Source organism: Nonomuraea sp. NPDC050451, assembly GCF_044458585.1.
Genome location: NZ_JBITHZ010000052.1, coordinates 35747 through 51495 on the forward strand (window position 1 = coordinate 35747; position 15749 = coordinate 51495).

The 15749-nt window shown below is 65.7% G+C and carries 14 protein-coding genes and 4 pseudogenes; 8 read left to right on the plus strand and 10 right to left on the minus strand.

What is annotated here, in order from left to right:
* Nucleotide 1 precedes the first annotated feature (1 nt).
* On the minus strand, nt 2-1957 hold the full coding sequence (locus tag ACIBI9_RS61930; protein ID WP_397237521.1) for a KedN5 family methylcobalamin-dependent radical SAM C-methyltransferase: 1956 nt from the start codon (nt 1955-1957) through the stop codon (nt 2-4).
* 460 nt (nt 1958-2417) lie between these two features.
* On the opposite strand from ACIBI9_RS61930, the pseudogene ACIBI9_RS61935 reads away from it, so the two are divergent.
* A pseudogene (locus ACIBI9_RS61935) lies at nt 2418-3545 on the plus strand (IS701 family transposase).
* Nucleotides 3542-3736: a hypothetical protein gene (locus ACIBI9_RS61940; RefSeq protein ID WP_397237523.1), complete on the plus strand. Its 195-nt coding sequence runs from the start codon at nt 3542-3544 to the stop codon at nt 3734-3736. Before ACIBI9_RS61935 ends, ACIBI9_RS61940 begins: the two are co-directional and overlap by 4 nt.
* Nucleotides 3737-3766: 30 nt before the next feature.
* Here the strand turns inward: ACIBI9_RS61940 and ACIBI9_RS61945 are convergent, their stop codons facing one another.
* The gene (locus tag ACIBI9_RS61945; protein ID WP_397237525.1) at nt 3767-4432 is read right to left on the minus strand and encodes a class I SAM-dependent DNA methyltransferase; all 666 of its coding nucleotides are present in this window, start codon (nt 4430-4432) and stop codon (nt 3767-3769) included.
* Between the two features lie 266 nt (nt 4433-4698).
* Here ACIBI9_RS61945 and ACIBI9_RS61950 point away from each other — a divergent pair, with 266 nt between their 5' ends.
* The gene (locus tag ACIBI9_RS61950; RefSeq protein WP_397237527.1) at nt 4699-5355 is read left to right on the plus strand and encodes a polysaccharide deacetylase family protein; all 657 of its coding nucleotides are present in this window, start codon (nt 4699-4701) and stop codon (nt 5353-5355) included.
* Between the two features lie 105 nt (nt 5356-5460).
* Here the strand turns inward: ACIBI9_RS61950 and ACIBI9_RS61955 are convergent, their stop codons facing one another.
* Nucleotides 5461-6081 carry a hypothetical protein gene (locus ACIBI9_RS61955; RefSeq protein ID WP_397237528.1) on the minus strand — a complete coding sequence of 207 codons (621 nt, stop codon included), beginning with the start codon at nt 6079-6081 and terminating at the stop codon, nt 5461-5463.
* Nucleotides 6082-6378: 297 nt separating this feature from the next.
* Between ACIBI9_RS61955 and ACIBI9_RS61960 the strand changes: the two genes are divergently transcribed.
* The 4 genes from ACIBI9_RS61960 to ACIBI9_RS61975 all read left to right on the plus strand — a co-directional run bounded on the left by ACIBI9_RS61960 (nt 6379) and on the right by ACIBI9_RS61975 (nt 9038).
* On the plus strand, nt 6379-6513 hold the full coding sequence (locus ACIBI9_RS61960; RefSeq protein WP_397237530.1) for a hypothetical protein: 135 nt from the start codon (nt 6379-6381) through the stop codon (nt 6511-6513).
* 89 nt (nt 6514-6602) lie between these two features.
* Nucleotides 6603-7781, plus strand: coding sequence for a radical SAM protein (locus ACIBI9_RS61965; RefSeq protein WP_397237532.1), 1179 nt, complete (start codon nt 6603-6605; stop codon nt 7779-7781).
* Complete coding sequence (locus ACIBI9_RS61970) at nt 7774-8589, plus strand: aldo/keto reductase (RefSeq protein ID WP_397237534.1); 816 nt, start codon at nt 7774-7776, stop codon at nt 8587-8589. Before ACIBI9_RS61965 ends, ACIBI9_RS61970 begins: the two co-directional genes overlap by 8 nt.
* Nucleotides 8586-9038: an NUDIX domain-containing protein gene (locus tag ACIBI9_RS61975; protein WP_397237536.1), complete on the plus strand. Its 453-nt coding sequence runs from the start codon at nt 8586-8588 to the stop codon at nt 9036-9038. Before ACIBI9_RS61970 ends, ACIBI9_RS61975 begins: the two co-directional genes overlap by 4 nt.
* On the opposite strand, the pseudogene ACIBI9_RS61980 reads toward ACIBI9_RS61975, so the two are convergent.
* From ACIBI9_RS61980 to ACIBI9_RS61990, 3 pseudogenes are all read right to left on the minus strand, one after another.
* Nucleotides 9039-9321: pseudogene (locus tag ACIBI9_RS61980) on the minus strand (IS630 family transposase); the annotation flags it as partial.
* 120 nt (nt 9322-9441) lie between these two features.
* Nucleotides 9442-10236, minus strand: a pseudogene (locus ACIBI9_RS61985) (transposase); the annotation flags it as partial.
* 292 nt (nt 10237-10528) lie between these two features.
* Nucleotides 10529-10838, minus strand: a pseudogene (locus ACIBI9_RS61990) (transposase); the annotation flags it as partial.
* A gap of 134 nt (nt 10839-10972) precedes the next feature.
* Here ACIBI9_RS61990 and ACIBI9_RS61995 point away from each other — a divergent pair.
* Nucleotides 10973-12025 (plus strand): phosphoglycerate kinase, encoded by a 1053-nt coding sequence (locus ACIBI9_RS61995; RefSeq protein WP_397237538.1) that lies wholly within the window; start codon nt 10973-10975, stop codon nt 12023-12025.
* A 98-nt stretch (nt 12026-12123) separates the two neighbouring features.
* On the opposite strand, the gene ACIBI9_RS62000 is transcribed toward ACIBI9_RS61995, so the two are convergent.
* Genes ACIBI9_RS62000 through ACIBI9_RS62015 form a run of 4 tightly spaced genes read right to left on the minus strand, consistent with a single transcriptional unit; the run spans nt 12124 to nt 15426 of the window.
* Nucleotides 12124-13272, minus strand: a complete 1149-nt coding sequence (locus tag ACIBI9_RS62000) for a nucleotidyltransferase family protein (protein WP_397237574.1) — start codon at nt 13270-13272, stop codon at nt 12124-12126.
* A complete protein-coding gene (locus ACIBI9_RS62005) occupies nt 13272-13757 on the minus strand; it encodes an NUDIX domain-containing protein (protein WP_397237540.1) in 486 nt (161 codons plus the stop codon). Before ACIBI9_RS62005 ends, ACIBI9_RS62000 begins: the two co-directional genes overlap by 1 nt.
* Entirely contained in the window at nt 13754-14734 is a 981-nt protein-coding gene (locus ACIBI9_RS62010; protein ID WP_397237542.1) for an NAD-dependent epimerase/dehydratase family protein, read from the minus strand. The genes ACIBI9_RS62005 and ACIBI9_RS62010 overlap by 4 nt, the downstream gene beginning before the upstream one ends.
* Complete coding sequence (locus tag ACIBI9_RS62015) at nt 14731-15426, minus strand: hypothetical protein (RefSeq protein ID WP_397237544.1); 696 nt, start codon at nt 15424-15426, stop codon at nt 14731-14733. The genes ACIBI9_RS62010 and ACIBI9_RS62015 overlap by 4 nt, the downstream gene beginning before the upstream one ends.
* Between the last annotated feature and the right edge of the window lie 323 nt (nt 15427-15749).

The window sequence follows — 15749 nt, forward strand, 5'->3', positions numbered from 1 at the left end:
CTCAATCGCCTTCCTGGAATTTCTGGTCTCGCGCCGGGCGGGCTGGGGCTGCGACATCGCCCATGTAGTGCATGATTTCTTCGTGGTTGGTCGAGAGCACCGCGTTCAGGGCGCCCGTCTTGTAATAGAGGTCGATCCGCGTCCTCTTCGGTGCCGAGGACACCTCGTGCCCTGCCCGCAGTTCGGCAAGTATTGAGGGAACGTCGAATTCGAGGTCTATGCCTGCTCTGACGTAGCGGTCAATGCCATTGAGACGCACTATGGGCAGATCAGGGCCACAGGGGGTGTCAACAGAACCCGGGTTGGCCGGGCATACGGGCCGGGTGAGGAGATCATAGCGGAACACCTCGTCCAGCAGGGGTCTGTGAACGGCGGGAATCAAGGGCGTCAGCCCCGCACGCCACCATTTTTCGAGCGCTCGGGTGCCGTTCGGATCGACGAAGAGGTACGCGATGGCCGCGGCGTAGGCCGGCGCACCGCCACCATGTGCCCGCCGGGCCATGTCGCGTAAGGGCAGCACCGCCTCGTCATCGCTTCCCTCGACCCAGGTACAGATATTCTCGAGCACCTGCGACTGCGTTATGCCCGCCAGCTTCCTGAGTGGCGCCCAGATATGGCGCAGAACGGCATTCTCCGCGATGACACGAGCCCAGAAGAGGAACCGCAGCATCTGCTGATTCTCGTCGAACGTGAGGTGCCGGTGGGCCAGGACGTACTCGAAGTCGTCGCTGTCACCGCGAATCGAAATGATGCCGAGCTCTTCCTTTTTCTCACTGAACCTGGTGTTAGGCAGGAGCATGAGCGGATAGACGGCGATGCGTGATACGACTTCCGAGAGCTCGTCATAACCTTGGAGAAACGAGTCGGCGGTCTCACCCGGCAGGCCCCAGATCAGCTCCGCATAGCAGTCCAAGCCTTCTTTCTGCAACCAGGCGGCCAGGTCCTTCCACTTGTTGAGCTTCATGTTCTTGCGGTCCATCAGCCGCAGCGCCTCTGGATCGAGCGACTGGAGCGCCATGGTGAAGGAGCTTTTCAGGCCTGCGTCCTTCATCTTGCGGACGATGTCATAGAACAGGGCGGATTTGTTCTTCGCCCACGAGGTCTCGAAGGCTTTCGGGAAGCCGTACGCCTCCTTGACCTCCAGGAGATCCTCGACGAACTCCCCGTCGATGGGCAGCATGCCGAAGTTGGCGTCGCAGGCCACGATCGTATGAACGCCCAGCTTCGCGAAGAGCTCTATCTCGGCGCGGAGCCGTTCTCGGGAGAAGGCGCGGACGCGCTGACCTATCGCGCCTCCCCAATAGCAGAACGAGCACTTGTATGGGCATCCACGATTGGTTTCGAGGAGTGCCACGTCGTATCGGAACTGTCCGGCCCCGTCGATCAGGTCGATCGCGCCCGTGAGATACGGGGACGGGATGACGTCGAGCTGGTCCAGCGGAGGACGTGCGGGATTGGTGACGGCCGCACCGTCTTCTCGTCTCCAGGAGACTCCCGCGACCTTTGGCAGCGACTCGGCCCAGGTCCCGGCCGTTCTCGCCCTGAGGAGCTCTCGGAAGGTCATTTCTCCCTCCCCGTTCACGACGATGTCGACGTCCGAGCACAAGCGGAACACCCGCACCGCTTGCTGGGACACGTGCGTGCCGCCGAAAATTACCAGACCTCGGGGATTGAGCCGCTTGTAAACGGTCGCCAGCGCACTGAACGCGGAGAAGTTCCACCCGAACACCGAGAAGGCCAGGACATCGGGGATCTCCTGGCGGAAGAGCCTGAACGCCATCTCGGTATGCGTCACTTTTCCGCGAAAATTAAGAATCTCTATCTTGGTGGCCGCGCAGATGTTTTCGTCGGCCATGGCCGACGCCTTGAGGTATCCGGCTGCCAGAGGAACGGATTCGAGAGGCATGTCCCATACGCCCTGCTGCACGATGGCAACGCTCAACTTGCTGTCCGGCATCAGTCGCTCACCATATCCTTCGCGTATGCGAGTCCGGCTCCGCTCCCGGGTCTCCGCGGGAACAGCCGGTCGGCGTCCGGTCAATGGGCGGGAACCGACCTCTGAGACGGCCTGGACACGCTCTGCACGCGGGCCTGGAGAATGTGCGGCGGAGATCCGCTGGGCGACGGCATCTATTAAGCGTCACCGTTCAAGTGAGAATCGGCCGCAGTTGAACGAGTCGCCGACCACAATCAGAACTCTAAGGCTTGTTTTGTGACAGCTGCATGGTAGCCGAATTCGCCGGCGGCTGCAGATCCGCCAGTCCCGCCCTTTATACACTCGCCACGCCACTGATCGTAATCGAATACAGGGGCCGGTATTGCTCCACCGTCATCGTGTGACCTGTTCTCTCACCTACGATCTGGTCGTGTCCTGGGATGCAGAGCTGAGCGCGTTGACCGAGCGGATCGCGGGGCCGATGTTCACCCGGCCCGAGACGCGCTCAACGTTCGGTGACCTGGTCCGCGCTCTGCTGGCCGGCGTCCCGCGGAAGAACTCCTGGCAACTGGCCGATCACATCGGCCACATCAAAGCCCACCGGTTCGAGTGGCTGCTGAACGGGGCCAAATGGGACGCCGACGCGCTGCGCGATAAGGTACGCGCCTACGTGCTGGAGCATCCCGGCCGCCCCGATGGCGTGCTGATCGCCGACGACACCAGCGCGATCAAGAAGGGCGACAAGTCGGTAGCGGTGGCCCGCCAATACTGCGGACTGACCGGACAAGTCGAAAACTGCCAGGTCATGCCCATGCTCACCTAAGCCTCGGCGGCCGGGCACGCCTTCATCAACCGGCGGCTGTACCTGCCCGAGACCTGGGCAGCCGATCCGCAACGGCGCAGGCAAGCCGGAGTACCCGATGAGGTGGTCTTCGCCACCAAGCCTCACCTGGCGATCGACATGCTCACCGAGGAGATCGCGGCCGGCACTCCGTTTCGCTACCTGTGCGGCGACTCCGGTTACGGGCGCGACCCCGGCCTGCGCGCCTTCTGCCACGATCGGCAGATCGGCTACGTGCTGGCCGTCCCTGTCGACCTCCCGCTGATCGCCGTGCGCGGCGGCACCGAACCAGTCGGCCACCTGCTGGATCGCCTGCTGGCCCACGGCAACCCAGCCATCTGGGAGCGCCGCTCCTGCTGGCAGGGCGCCAAGGGCATCCGCCTGTATGACTGGACCTCCGTGCCCGTGCATCTGGCCGAGCAGCAACCCGCCCCCGGTTACGCCCACACCGTGCTCATCCGCCGCTCGGTGACCGATTCGGCCGAGATCGAGTTCTTCCTCGCCCATGCCCCGCTCAGCACGCCGATCACCGAATTGATCAAACTCGCCGGGCTGCGCTGGAAAATCGAAGAGAACAATGCTCAGAGCAAGGAGCTGCTCGGCCTGACCCAATACCAGGTCCGCAAGTGGACGCCCTGGCATCGGCACGTCACTACCGCCATGCTCGCCCTGGCCTTCCTCGCCGTCACCCAGGCCGCCTTACCCGACGACAACGACACCCCCGCCGACGAGGGAAAAGACCGCCAGCCGCCGCTACAACCACTATGAACAACGCCCCCGAACCCGTGCCCCCGCTCTCGCCGGCGGAGATCCGACGCGTCCTGGCCCGGCTGGTCATCCCCGCCGCCAACGCCATCGAACACGTCCTGACCTGGTCAGCCTTCCGCCGCCTTCACCAAGCCCGCGCCCGGCTCAGCCACTACCGCCGACGCGGAGATCCACTACTTCAAGATCTGTGAATGTAGTACCGGTCACTCAGCTCATCAGTCCTAGGTCACGGTGAGGGGGGCGCTTCGTTGCTGGCGGACTTCGACCTCCGCGACGAGCCCTGGCCTCGATCGGAACGTTTCGGCAGACCCCTTGCCATAGACCTCGAGAAGAAATTGTTCCTCGTGCCGGCTGAGAAGAACCAGGCCCGGCTGTTCGCTGAAACCGCGATGAACTTCGTCGGCGCTCAGCGGCGTATCATCGTGCGGACGCCAGTGGACGAGCAGGAGAATACCGCCCTCTATGAGGCTGTCGACGGTTCTGGAGACGAAGTCTCGATAATCGTCACGCTCAAAATAGCAGAGCGTCTCCAATACCGCGATGAGATCGAACTTCTCGTCCGGCCACTCACCTGGCAGCATCAACCTGGCAAAATCCACCTGCCCGAGCCGGTCGCCGCCGCCCTGTGCCTGCGCGTACCGCCTCCGAGCATGCCGAAGGGCCGATTCGGAGAAATCCGCGGCAAGAACCCGCTTGCATCGCCGCGCGAACTCGAGTGTGTGCACTCCGGTTGCGCAGCCGGGTTCGAAAGCGTTATCGTATCGCTGATCCGGAAGCGCCGCGAGTGTGATTCTGCGCTTCCGTTCCTCATACCATCTGGATTCGAAGAGGAACGGGTCGGAGTCTGCTTTGTAGCGCTCCTCGAAGTAATCAATACCGAACGTCAATGTGACCCCTTGTCGGGTTGGGGTAGGTGTTCCTCGGTCACTGGCACCCCGAAAGGGGCGGCATCGGATAACCAAAGACACGACACCGTGCCCAGGCCTCGCAAGAAGTTACCTGGAAGGCCGATCCTTTGGGAAGCCAGTTGGTTCTCCGGGCTCTATGGCGGACGGTTGTAGGGCGTGATGGCATGCCGTACGCTTTGCAGCCCGCCTGAAAGGCCGCCCGCGGGCGGAATAAGCCGACTTCCAGAGGGATCAACATGAGAGCTGTGGCGCTTACGTTCGACGTCGAACACCCGGATCAGCCGAATGGCGACCCGCTCATCGTGCAGGCCACCCTTGACCACCTCCGTGAGGCGGCGATACAGGCGTCCTTCTTCATCCAGGGCTCGTGGGCAGCCGCGTATCCCGAAACAGCCCGTCGTATCGCGAACGAGGGGCACCTCATCGGTCTTCACTCCCAGTGGCACACCGCCTATACCTATCTCAACGACGACGGCATGGACGCGGACCTTTCTCGCGGTCACAAGATCGTCAAGAATGTCACGGGCCGCGACCCGCTCCCTTGGTTCCGGCTGCCGTTCGGCCGTGGCGCGGACGATGCGCGTGTGCTCGCACGGCTGGCCGAGTCCGGGTTCAGAAGTGTTTACTGGAATGTTGATCCCGTGGACTGGGACTGTACGGCGACGACGGCTGAGGTCGGTCATGCCATGGCGGCCGGCACGCGGGAGGTGGACGGTCCCGCGGTGATCGTCTGCCACTCCTGGTCGCAGCTGACCATGGCGGCCTTGCCTTCGTTCATCAAAGGCGCACGAGAAGAATTTCAGCTCGTGACTCTTGATCAATTGCCGGACGACGCCATTTCTCGGCTGGGTCCCACATCGGTATGGAGCCGAGTGAGCTCACAGAGCCCATTCGTCGGCTGACCGCTCCGGCCACCGAGTCCACGTGTCCGAACGTGCGTGATCCGGGCGGCGTACAACTGCGGCAGTGCGGCAGTTGTACGGGCCGGCACGAACCTCACAGCCACGCTATCCGGCCGCGGCGCGAAGGAGCGCCACGATCTCGACGCTCGCCGCGTCCACGCAGGCGAAGTAGTCCGGCCAGCTCGCGCCCTCGGCCGGCTCGATGGCCAGGTCGTACACGGTGTGAATCCGCCCCGACGCCTTGCAGGCCAGCTCGTTGTGCCAGGCCCGGAGGTAGACGTGCGGCGTGGTCAGCGCGCTCGCCTCGACCCGGTCCAGCGCGTCGGCCAGGACCTTGGCGACGCGCTCCGCCTCCTCCTCGTCACGAGGCAGGATGCCCAGGTCGCGGGACTTCGGCGGGTGGTCGAGTCCGACGTACAGGTGGCCTTCGCAACTGCTGTAGGTGATCCAGCCGAACTCCTCGACGACCAGTCGTACGAGCGGGACGACGCCCGGCTCGATGGCCGCCCACCACTGAGCGTCGTGCGGCGACAGATCATCGGCCGTGTAGTCGGCCGGCTCGCCACTGATGTTGATGTTGCCGTACGACGAGTGTTTCAGCTGGTAGAACTCCTCCGGACGCCCGGCGGACGGATCGTCCCATCGCTGCGTGAAATCGGCGACGTCGTCCATGGTGTTGGTGTGCGGGTCGCGTCGGCGCAGGCGCAAGTGGTGGGTGCTTCGCATGATTCCCCGTTTCGGATCGGAGCGCCTCGGCAGGGCGATTTCTCTGTCGGATGCGTCGCCCTCCTGCGATTCGCCGTGGCATGTCAGCCGGCGTCACCACCGCTTCTGAGGCAGAACGGAGGAGCGTACGGCTCCACGCTGCACCAGCCGCACGAATCGTGTCCAGCGCTCAGGATTCATTTGCCGCGTCCGTATACGCTGAATCGATTTGCCGTTCTTGCACGAGCCATTGAGCCGTTGTTATGTTGCTGAGGCTTGTCACCATTAGCGTAATGAAGACCAGACAGGAGGGTTTCAGTGGAGCAGGAACACAATTTCAAGGCATTCGTCGAGGCCGTCGAGCAGGTAAAACTCGATGAGGCCAGCCTGGTGCACGAGGCGGCGCACTCCACCGCTGTTTCGTCTCGTGACTGGGGCAAGCCCGAGGAGTAACGAACCTCTGATCCGGACCGTGACCGGAGACGCAAATCTGTCTCCAGTCACTGTCTGGATTGTCGGCAGCCGAAGAGCGAAGGATCATCATGCAGCTACGCATGCCGCAATCGCAGGACAGTCTGCTGGTCGTGCTGAAGGTTGTCGGCGAGACTTGCAACATCAACTGCCATTACTGCTACGAGCGCCGCAAGCCGTACGGAGGTTCTCAATATCTGAAGACCGAGGACGTCGCCAAGTTCCTTGACAGTTGCGGCGGCCGGCCGCTCGCGATCCAGCTCCACGGAGGCGAACCGCTGCTGATGAAGAGGCCGCGCATGGCGGAGATCTTCGCGCTCCTTCGTCAGTATCCGGGCGTCGCCCGGGTCGCCATCCAGACCAACGGCATCCTCCTCAACGAGGAATGGCTGGCCTTCTTCGACGAGCAGTGGCCAGGTCTGGACATCGGCATCAGCCTCGACGGTGATCAGGAAGGCAACGCCCATCGCGTCGACTTCCACGATCGCCCGACGTATGCGAAGGTCGTCCAAGCGCTGGAGCTGTGCGAGCGACGCGGTCGTGGTGTCGGCGTCATCGCTGTGGTGACCCGGCGGATGCTTGGCCGCGCCACCGAGGTGCTCGACAACATCGCGCAGTTCGGCGCGGTGCGAGGCGTCAAGCTCGCGCCGTGTTTCGACTACAACGTCACGACCAAGGCGTACGCCACGCCGAACCGCGTCTCGCTCCAGGTTCTCAACCCCGACGGCGTCGGAATGCCGGGGTGGTCGACCAGCCCCATGGAGTACGCCGAGTTCATTCTGCAGGCTTACGACTACTGGCGGAACACGGGCCTGTACTCCAAGTTCTCGATCGAGCCTTTCGTCAGCGTCATCCGCAGCATCGCCGGCCTGCTCAACGGCTACGAGTCGTTCAGCGACCGCAAATGCCCCTTTGTCGTCACGCTCTATCCCGACGGCCGGATCGGAACCACCGATGAGATCGACCTGCCGCAATCGCTGATCGGCAGCATGGACACGCTCACGACAGTCGAGGAACTGATCGACTACCGGGCGAACCCGGCGCTTCTCCACCAGATGCAGCGACTGTTGGACAAGTGCACGGGTTGCAGCCACCAGAGCACGTGCCGTGGCGGCATGCTCTCCGAGCGCATCCCGTACGAGGGAACGGTCTATGAGAAGCAGTATTGCGACGCACGCAAGCGCATCATCGACCACGTCTCGGAAGACATCGCGCGGATCAAGGGGGAGGCGGCGCGGGCGCATGCCTGAGAGTGTGGGGCGCATCGGCTTCGGGGCGATGCGGCTCACCGGCTCCCGCGTGCTCGGGCCGCCGAAGAACCTGGAGAACGCGCGCCGGGTCCTGCGGCGTGTGATCGAACGCGAAGTGCCGGTCATCGACACCGCCGACGCCTATGGCCCCGGGTTCAACGAGTCCCTGATCGGCGAGGAGGTTCCGCCAGGTGCGGCGACGATGGTTGCGACCAAGGGCGGCTTCGTGCGTTGTGAAGACGGCGGGTGGAAGCCGAATGGCCGGCCCGAGCACCTGCGTTCCTCCTGCCTGCAGAGCCTGCGTCGGCTGCGCCGCGAAATCATCGACATCTACCAGTTGCACACGCCTGATCCGGACGTGCCTCTCGCCGAGTCGATGGGCTGCCTCGGGGAGTTGCAGCGGGAAGGGCTCATCCGAAGCATCGGCGTCAGTAACGTCGATGTGGAGCAACTCGCCGAGGCCCGGCGCGTGGCCAACGTCGAGGTCGTACAGAACCGGCTGAGTCTGTGGGACTTGAGCGCCTCACCGGTGCTGCGCATCTGCGCGCGCGAAGGCATCCGCTTCCTGGCCTATACGCCGCTCAACGACGCGGTGCCCGACGATCGCATGGCCGCGGTGGCCGACCGGATCGGGTTGCCGCCGACCCAGCTCGCGCTGGCATGGCTGCTCACTGTGGCCGACGTCGTCACGCCGATTCCGGGCACCCGCCGCCTCGACCATCTCGAGCTCAACCTCGACGCCGGGGACGTGTCGCTTCCGCCGGACGTCATCGCGGAGCTCGACCGGATCTTCGGATATCCACGATGACCGCCTCGGTCACGCCGCGGCTCAAGATCGCGGTCCGCGCGGCGGTGCGGATGGGCGACGGGCTGCTGCTCATCGCCCATCACGACCCGCACCTGCACTACAACCTGCCGGGTGGATCCGTGCGGCCGGACGAGCCGATGCTGGACACTCTGAACCGCAAGTGCGCGGAGTCGTTGGGCGACGGTGTCCAGATCGAGGACCTGCTCTTCGTGCACGAGACGCTACCGGGCGGCTCGGGCAGCGATCCGTCGGTCTTCCACAAGCTCGAGTTCGTGATGGCGGCGCGGGTCGGCGCGGCGTTCCGGCTCGATCGCGCGTCGGCGTCGATCGAGCCCGTGGCACTCGACCGGCTCGCATCGGCACCGTTACTGCCCCCGATCCAGGGGCTGCTCCTGGAGGCGTTGAAGGACGCGCCGCCGGCAGCCCATCGTCTGCTCGCGGTCGACTAGAGCGGCATTCCAGAAGTTCCGTTTGTAACCGGCAGGCAGCCAGGGGCTGGTCCAGGGTGCCGCCGCGGTCAGCAGCTGGCTCGGCGAGCGTGCGCGGAAGAAGGCGTGGATCTGTCTGAGCCTGCCGGGCCAGCTGACGGCGGTGTTGGCGATGATGCCTTGAGCGCGGCCCAAATGCGCTCCACCGGGTTGTCGTGCGGGCTGTAGCGCGCTCCGAATAGCTTCTCCATGCTGGGATGCTCGGCCAGGTAGGCGGCGACGGCTTGGCGTGATGGATGCTGTCGATGCCTCTATGGATGTCAAGTCGCATCGGGCTGGCCGGAGGAACGGGAAGAGTTTGGGCGAAGGAGAGGGTAGAGCTCGCGGGCGACGTAGCGTTTGAGGCAGCGGATGTCTCTGGGGTTTTGCCCGAGGATGCCTCGATGGGGCTGGCACCGCACAGGGCGGCGAAGGAGGCTTCGCTGTTCAGGCGTTCGGCGTTGTCTCCGGCGGCGATGAGCAGCGCGGCGGCGCAGTCCGGTCCAACACCGACGCGCTCCAGCAGCCGGGGAGTATGAGCGGCGACCGCTTCATGGAGGCGTCGTTCCAGGTTCCGGGCTTCTGCGGCCAGCTGGAGGATGCGGCCGGCCGGGAGCTGTGGCGTGATGATCGCCGCGGCGTGAGCGGGGGGCGTTCGGCAGCGGGCTCGGGCAACTCGGCGCACCTGCGGACCAGTGGTTGGAGGCCCAGCCCGGTCAGCGATTCGCGCAGCGTCGGGTCGGCATTGACCAGCACGGCCTTCCCCGCTGGTTGATCGCCTGGGTGCGGGCCTTGACCGCCGAGTCGCGAGCCAGCTTGAACATGCGCATGGCCGCCACCAGCCCGTCGCTGCTCTAGGGCACGGACTGGGCCTGGCCCGACAACACCGCCCGGGCAGCCGATTCGGCGTCAACGGCGTCGTTCTTGCCGCGGCGCTGGCGGGTCGCCTTGTTCCGGCTGATTGACCTCGATCACCTGCACAGCCCGCCTGCTGCAGGAAACGGGCCAGCGCCGCACCATACGAACCGGTGCACTCCACCCCGGCGCGGACGACGTTGCCGAACTGTCGAGCCCAGGCCAGCAGCGTCCGATAGCCCGCGGCGGTGGCTGCAATGGAGTGGCTGCCCAGCAGCACGGCGGCGACGTGGACGTCCTTATGGGTATCGACGCCCAGCAGCACCTACGGGAGGTTGGATGCCAGGGGCTTGGATACCTCGGGTGGGGCGTGCTGGGCACGGGTTGTCTGCTCCTGATTCGGTTCGGTGTTGATGACCGGCGCCGGACCGGGCAGGGCGGTCACAACTGTGACGGTGCCTTCTCGGCCAAGGCCCCAATCGGGACACGCTTTCCAGACCGGCGCCACATACCGCCCCAGGCCGGGCCGACAGATCGACAGCAAGACACGCGATCGGCCAGTTGTCGCACGGGTCAAACCCGGTCTGAGGCAGCACACCCATGAGTCTCACAGTTATCGCAGAACGGGCGCCCTTCTTGACGAACCCTGTCTCATCCACGATCAGCACACCGCCGGGGTCGAGCCGCTCGACAGCGAACGAGCGCACGTCATCACGCACGGCCTCGGCGTCCCAGCGGGCCGGTACGCAGCAGCCGCTGCAGCGCCTGCGGGCCGTTGGCGGCGGCGTGTTCGGCCAGGTTCCAGCAGTTCTTGCGGTCGATGTCGGCCAGCAGACCGCGCACGTACGCACTGGCGGCGCGGCGGGGCTCGACGCGGCCGAACGGCCGGGGATCCGGGCCATCAGCTCGTTGAAGATGACCATCCAGCCGTCAGGGTCTACGCTGTGGTCCGCGGCCACCGCACGATCTTTGGTTGTCTTCACAAACTCCGATGATCACGCGGTGGCCGTCGCCATGTGGCCCAAACGCCTCAAGATCGCGAAGTGTCACTGGAGTACTAGATGGACGACCACCTGCCCGGCATCGCACGCTTGCCGGACATCGCGGTGCGAGGCCGGCGAGTCCTGGTCCGCACAGACTTCAACACACCTCTGGTGGCCGGGCGGGTGCTGGATGACCAGCGCATCCTCGCCGGCATCCCGACGCTCCGCTGGTTGCGCGCACAGGGTGCGAGCGTCACCGTCGCCACCCATCTCGGCAACCCGTCCGGGCCACAGCCCGAGTTGGACACGGGGGTGCTACGCCCGATCGTCGACCGCCTCATCGACGGGGTCGAACTGCTGCCCAACCTCCGGTTCGATCCCCGGGAGGAGGCCAACGACCCCGCGTTCGCCGCAGAACTGGCCGACCGCCACGACCTGTATGTCAACGACGCGTTCTCCGTCGCGCACCGCCGGCACGCGTCCGTCGTCGGTGTCCCGGCGATCCTGCCCTCGGCCGCGGGTTTCGCGCTCGTCGACGAGGTGACGTCGCTCAGCCGGTTCCGCACTCTGGCCTCTGGCCCCCGCGTCCTCCTGATCGGCGGTGCCAAGATCGCCGACAAGCTGACGCTGGCCCGCATGCTGGCAGGACAGTTCGACGAGATGCTGGTCGGCGGGCTGACGGCCGTCGCGCTGCGCGCCGCGCATCGTGGCGACGAGATCCGGCTTCCACCGGCCGACCTCGGCGCCGTACGGGCCTTTGCCGACAGCGACGTACCGGTACGCCTGCCGACCGACTTCGTCCACGACGCGGACGGGCGGATCGCCGACATCGGGCCCTCGACCGTCGCCACGTTCGGCGCCGTGCTCGAATCGGCCGGCTCGGTGCTGTGGAGCGGGCCCGTCGGGCGGTTCGAGATCGATGAGTTCGCGTCAGGGACGCGGGAGGTCGCCCTCGCGATCGGTCGATCATCCGGCCGTTCCGTCGCCGGGGGAGGGCACACCGCGGCCGCGTTGCGCACCCTGGGGCTGACCGATCGGCTCGACCACGTTTCGACGGCGGGAGGCGCGCTGCTGGCCTTTATGCGAGACGGCGATCTGCCGGCGTTACGCGCACTGCGGCGGAGTGCCTGAGGCGCCGGTCGCGACGGGATGTGCGGACCGTCGGCTGCCCGAAGCGGCGCGACTGTCCGTGCACGGAGCGCCGTACGGTGGGCCGGTCAGGCGGACGGTCACGCACTCGGCGGGATCTGGAGGCCCTCGGCGACGTGACGTCGACTCGTGTCGAACAGCCGGACCAGGAACGGCTGCGACCAGGCTTCGGCCGGGCGTTTCAGGCCGCCGTACTCATCGAGGTAGACCAGGTCGGTGGGGCGGAGCGCGGCCAGGATGTGAGGCGGGACCACGCCAGGGAAGACGAGATCCGTGTGGTGAAGCGTGTAGTAGATCTCGCGCTCCGTACGGTACTGCGAGACCAGCGCGGCGAAGCGGTCCCAGTCGTCCTGGCCTCTGGAGGCCCGGACGATCGCGGCGATGTCGACGAACTTCTGCAGCCGGAGGTCCTTGCCCCGGCGGATGTGGTACGGGCTGACCGCCTCCTCGTACAGGTGGACCGCGAGATTGTGCAGCCAGTCGGGCCAGTCGAGCACGAAGCTCGGCTCGCCGTGCAGGACGGTGGGCACGGCCCGGGCGAGCACCTCCGCGGTGTCTCCCGGCCGGGCGGCGGCCGAGTGCAGCGTGCTGGTCACCGCGTCGACGATGTACTGGTCGACCCCGGCGAACCCGGCCGCCCGCACGAACGGAAGCTCGTTCACCAGGTGAACCTTCCAGTAGATCGTGGTGCTGCGGCTGAACGGCTCGATCCTCGCTCGCGTCCGGTCCAACCGGCCCTGCTGAAAACCGACGGACGTGAGGCAGTCCGCGAACCGGGGCAGGTCGCTCTCAGCCACCATGATGTCGAGGTCGTTGGTGACGCGCAGCGACGAATCGCCGTACAGGCGCTCGCCGATCGCCGGACCCTTGCGCACCACGTACGGCACGCCCGCCTCGGTCAGGGCACGGAGAACCGGTGCGTACCCGGCACGCAGCACCGCGTTGCGCTCGCCGTTGGCCCGGGGGACACCAGCGAACAGCCACCAGTACGGAAGCAGCCGGTGCCCGTCGCTCTCGTCGAAGGCCAGGTCGTAGCGCGCCAGGTTGCCGGCGGCCAGCGGAAGCACCCGATGCCGGCCGGCCGCGTCGATGAACAGCCCCCAGTCGATGTCCGTGGACTTGGCGAGCAACTCGCGGACGGCGGCCCGGTCCTCGGCATCGAGATCGATACGGGACAACAGCATGAGGAGCCGATACTCGGCACGGAGGTTGACGGCGGCCGTCTCCATCACGCCACGCTCTTCGGCGCGACCGGTGTATGCGCGGGAATGAGCGGATCGTACTCAGGTAGCTTGGCCAGTGCTTCGAGCAGCTTGCCGGCGACCGGGGGGAGGATCGGTGCGTCGGCGACCGCAGCGAGGTCGAGCCAGGCGATGCCGTCCTCCTCGCCCTTGGTGTCCGGGAGACGCGGCTCGCAGCCGTCCGCGAGCCGGGCCAGGAAGTTGAACTGAACCTTCTGGTACTCCGCAGGGTCGTCGGCGCCCTCCGGCGGGATGTACTCGAAGACGTACAGCAGGCGGTCGACTTCCACGTCGGCGCAGCATTCCTCCCGAAGCTTGCGGACGACCGCCTGCTCCAGTGACTCGCCGTTGCGCAGCCGGCCCCCGGGCAGGTTGTAGTGCAGGAACGGCTCCTCGTAGACGGTGACCAGGAGTTTGCCGTCGCGGATGACCGCCGCTTTGGCACTGACACTGATCGACTGACCGTTGATCACTGTTTAACCACCAGCTTCCGCAGTATGTCGGTGATGATCATGTCCACGTCCATCCAGCCGGGCTCGCCGACGAGGCTGTTCAGCAGTGTGCTGTCCGGCACCCGGTGGGTCACGTCGCGGCGCCCGGCGAACACAGAGCCGTAGTCGGCGTGGACGATGGCTGAGTCGCTTCCCACCTTGGCGATCACGCGGTGCGCCAGATCGAGGATCGCGGTCTCCGCCGTCGATCCGACGTTGACCACGTTCCTGCCCGGCGTCCAGGCCTCCCGCGTGGCCATCAGGTCGAACACAGCCCGGGTAAAGGTGTTCACCTCGCTGAAGCACCGGCGCTGGCGGCCATCGCCGTACACCACGAGCGGTTCGCCTTCGAGCGCGCGCTGAAGGAAGGTCGGCATGACCATTCCGTACGCCGAGCTCTGGCCGTCGCCGACCACGTTGAACGGTCGCACGGTCAGAGTGCGCCGACCGGCCATGGCGGCCTCGCGGCCGAACCGCTCCATCTCCCACTTGCCGGTGGCGTAGCCGTCCTTGCCGCCATCGTAGGCGTGGGGCACCGACCGTGGGATCGCGACCGCCTCGCGCATGGGCACGGCCGCCTCGTTGAGGCCGTAGACGGCAGAGGACGAGAACAGCACCAGGTCGACGTGTTCGCCGGTTGCCTCGATGACGTTCCTTGTCCCGATGGTGGCCACGTCGAAGGACAGTTGCCGGTGCGCGGTGGCGAGTCGCATGCCGACGACGCCGGCCATGTGCACCACGGTAGTGGCACCCTCGCAGGCGGAGCGGACCGCGGCCGCGTCGCGCACGTCGCCTTCGCGTAGTTCCACCCCGGCGGGCAGGGCGGCGTGGTCGCCAGTCGACAGATCGTCGAGCACGCGAACCGGCCGGCCTCTCTCGGTCAGGTGCCGAACGAGATGTCGGCCCAGGAAGCCGGCGCCACCGGTGACCAGGACGAGTTCGTCGGGACAGCCGCTCACTGGACGATGAACCGATACATGAGGCTGAACCGTGGCGGTGCGTCGGGCGAGATGGCCACGCTGTGGAACGAGCGCGGGCCGCGCACCATGGCTATCGCCGTGTTTGCCTGGTACGGCACCGCCTCCACCGTCTCGAACAGGTCCCACGCGTCGTAGTAGCGGGTGTGGTCGTACTCGGAGTCGGGCAGGGGAGTGAAGGCCGGATCCCGGTGCCGCAGGATGCGCGTGCCCGAATCGCTTCGCGGGGATGCCCCGGGCAAGTACAGGATGCACGTCATGATCTTGTCGGCCCCATCGGTGTGCGGGCCGATGACGGAGCCACCGAGGTCGCGGTAGAGCCGGACGCCGATCTTCAGCGACTCGGCGCGCAGACCCCGCGGCAACCAGTCGCGGAAGGCCGTCAGGTAGCTCTCCACGGTGGCCGGCTTCTTCAGCTCTTCGGCAACGGCGACCCAGGCCCGGAACCGCGGCGATGGATCGGCCGGCGTACGCTCGTCGAGTTTCAACCGCCAGGACGAGCGGAACGGGTTGCGGCTCAATAGCGAATCCGGGCTACGGAGTCGTTCGTATTCCGCGTCGTCGGGGAGGAGCGCGTGGAGCTCCGCTACCATGTCGTCCGGGAATATATCGCTGAGAACCGCGTACGTGAATGGATCTGTGTGGACTGACGCTGTCTCGATCGCCTTGGCCATGGAACTCGCGACTAAGGCCGGCGGCACATGGGTTTGCACTCGATCAGCCTTTCTTTCGAGATCTCAATCGGGCCTACATCGTACAAGCCTGGTTCGGCCTTTCTCAAACCGTCATTGACTGGCGAGTTGTCCTCGCCTAGGTTCGGAATGGCATTACGTTTGGGCGGCAAACCGGCGTGCGCCCGATAACGGCGAAGAATTGCGAACGGGGAGATCGTTGGCGGAGTCCGTTTCGAATACTGCTATTGCCTATCCACGATTTCGCTTCCGGACCGCGCTGCCGGCGTGGCGGAAGACATTCGGTGAACGTCGCCGGTTACTTG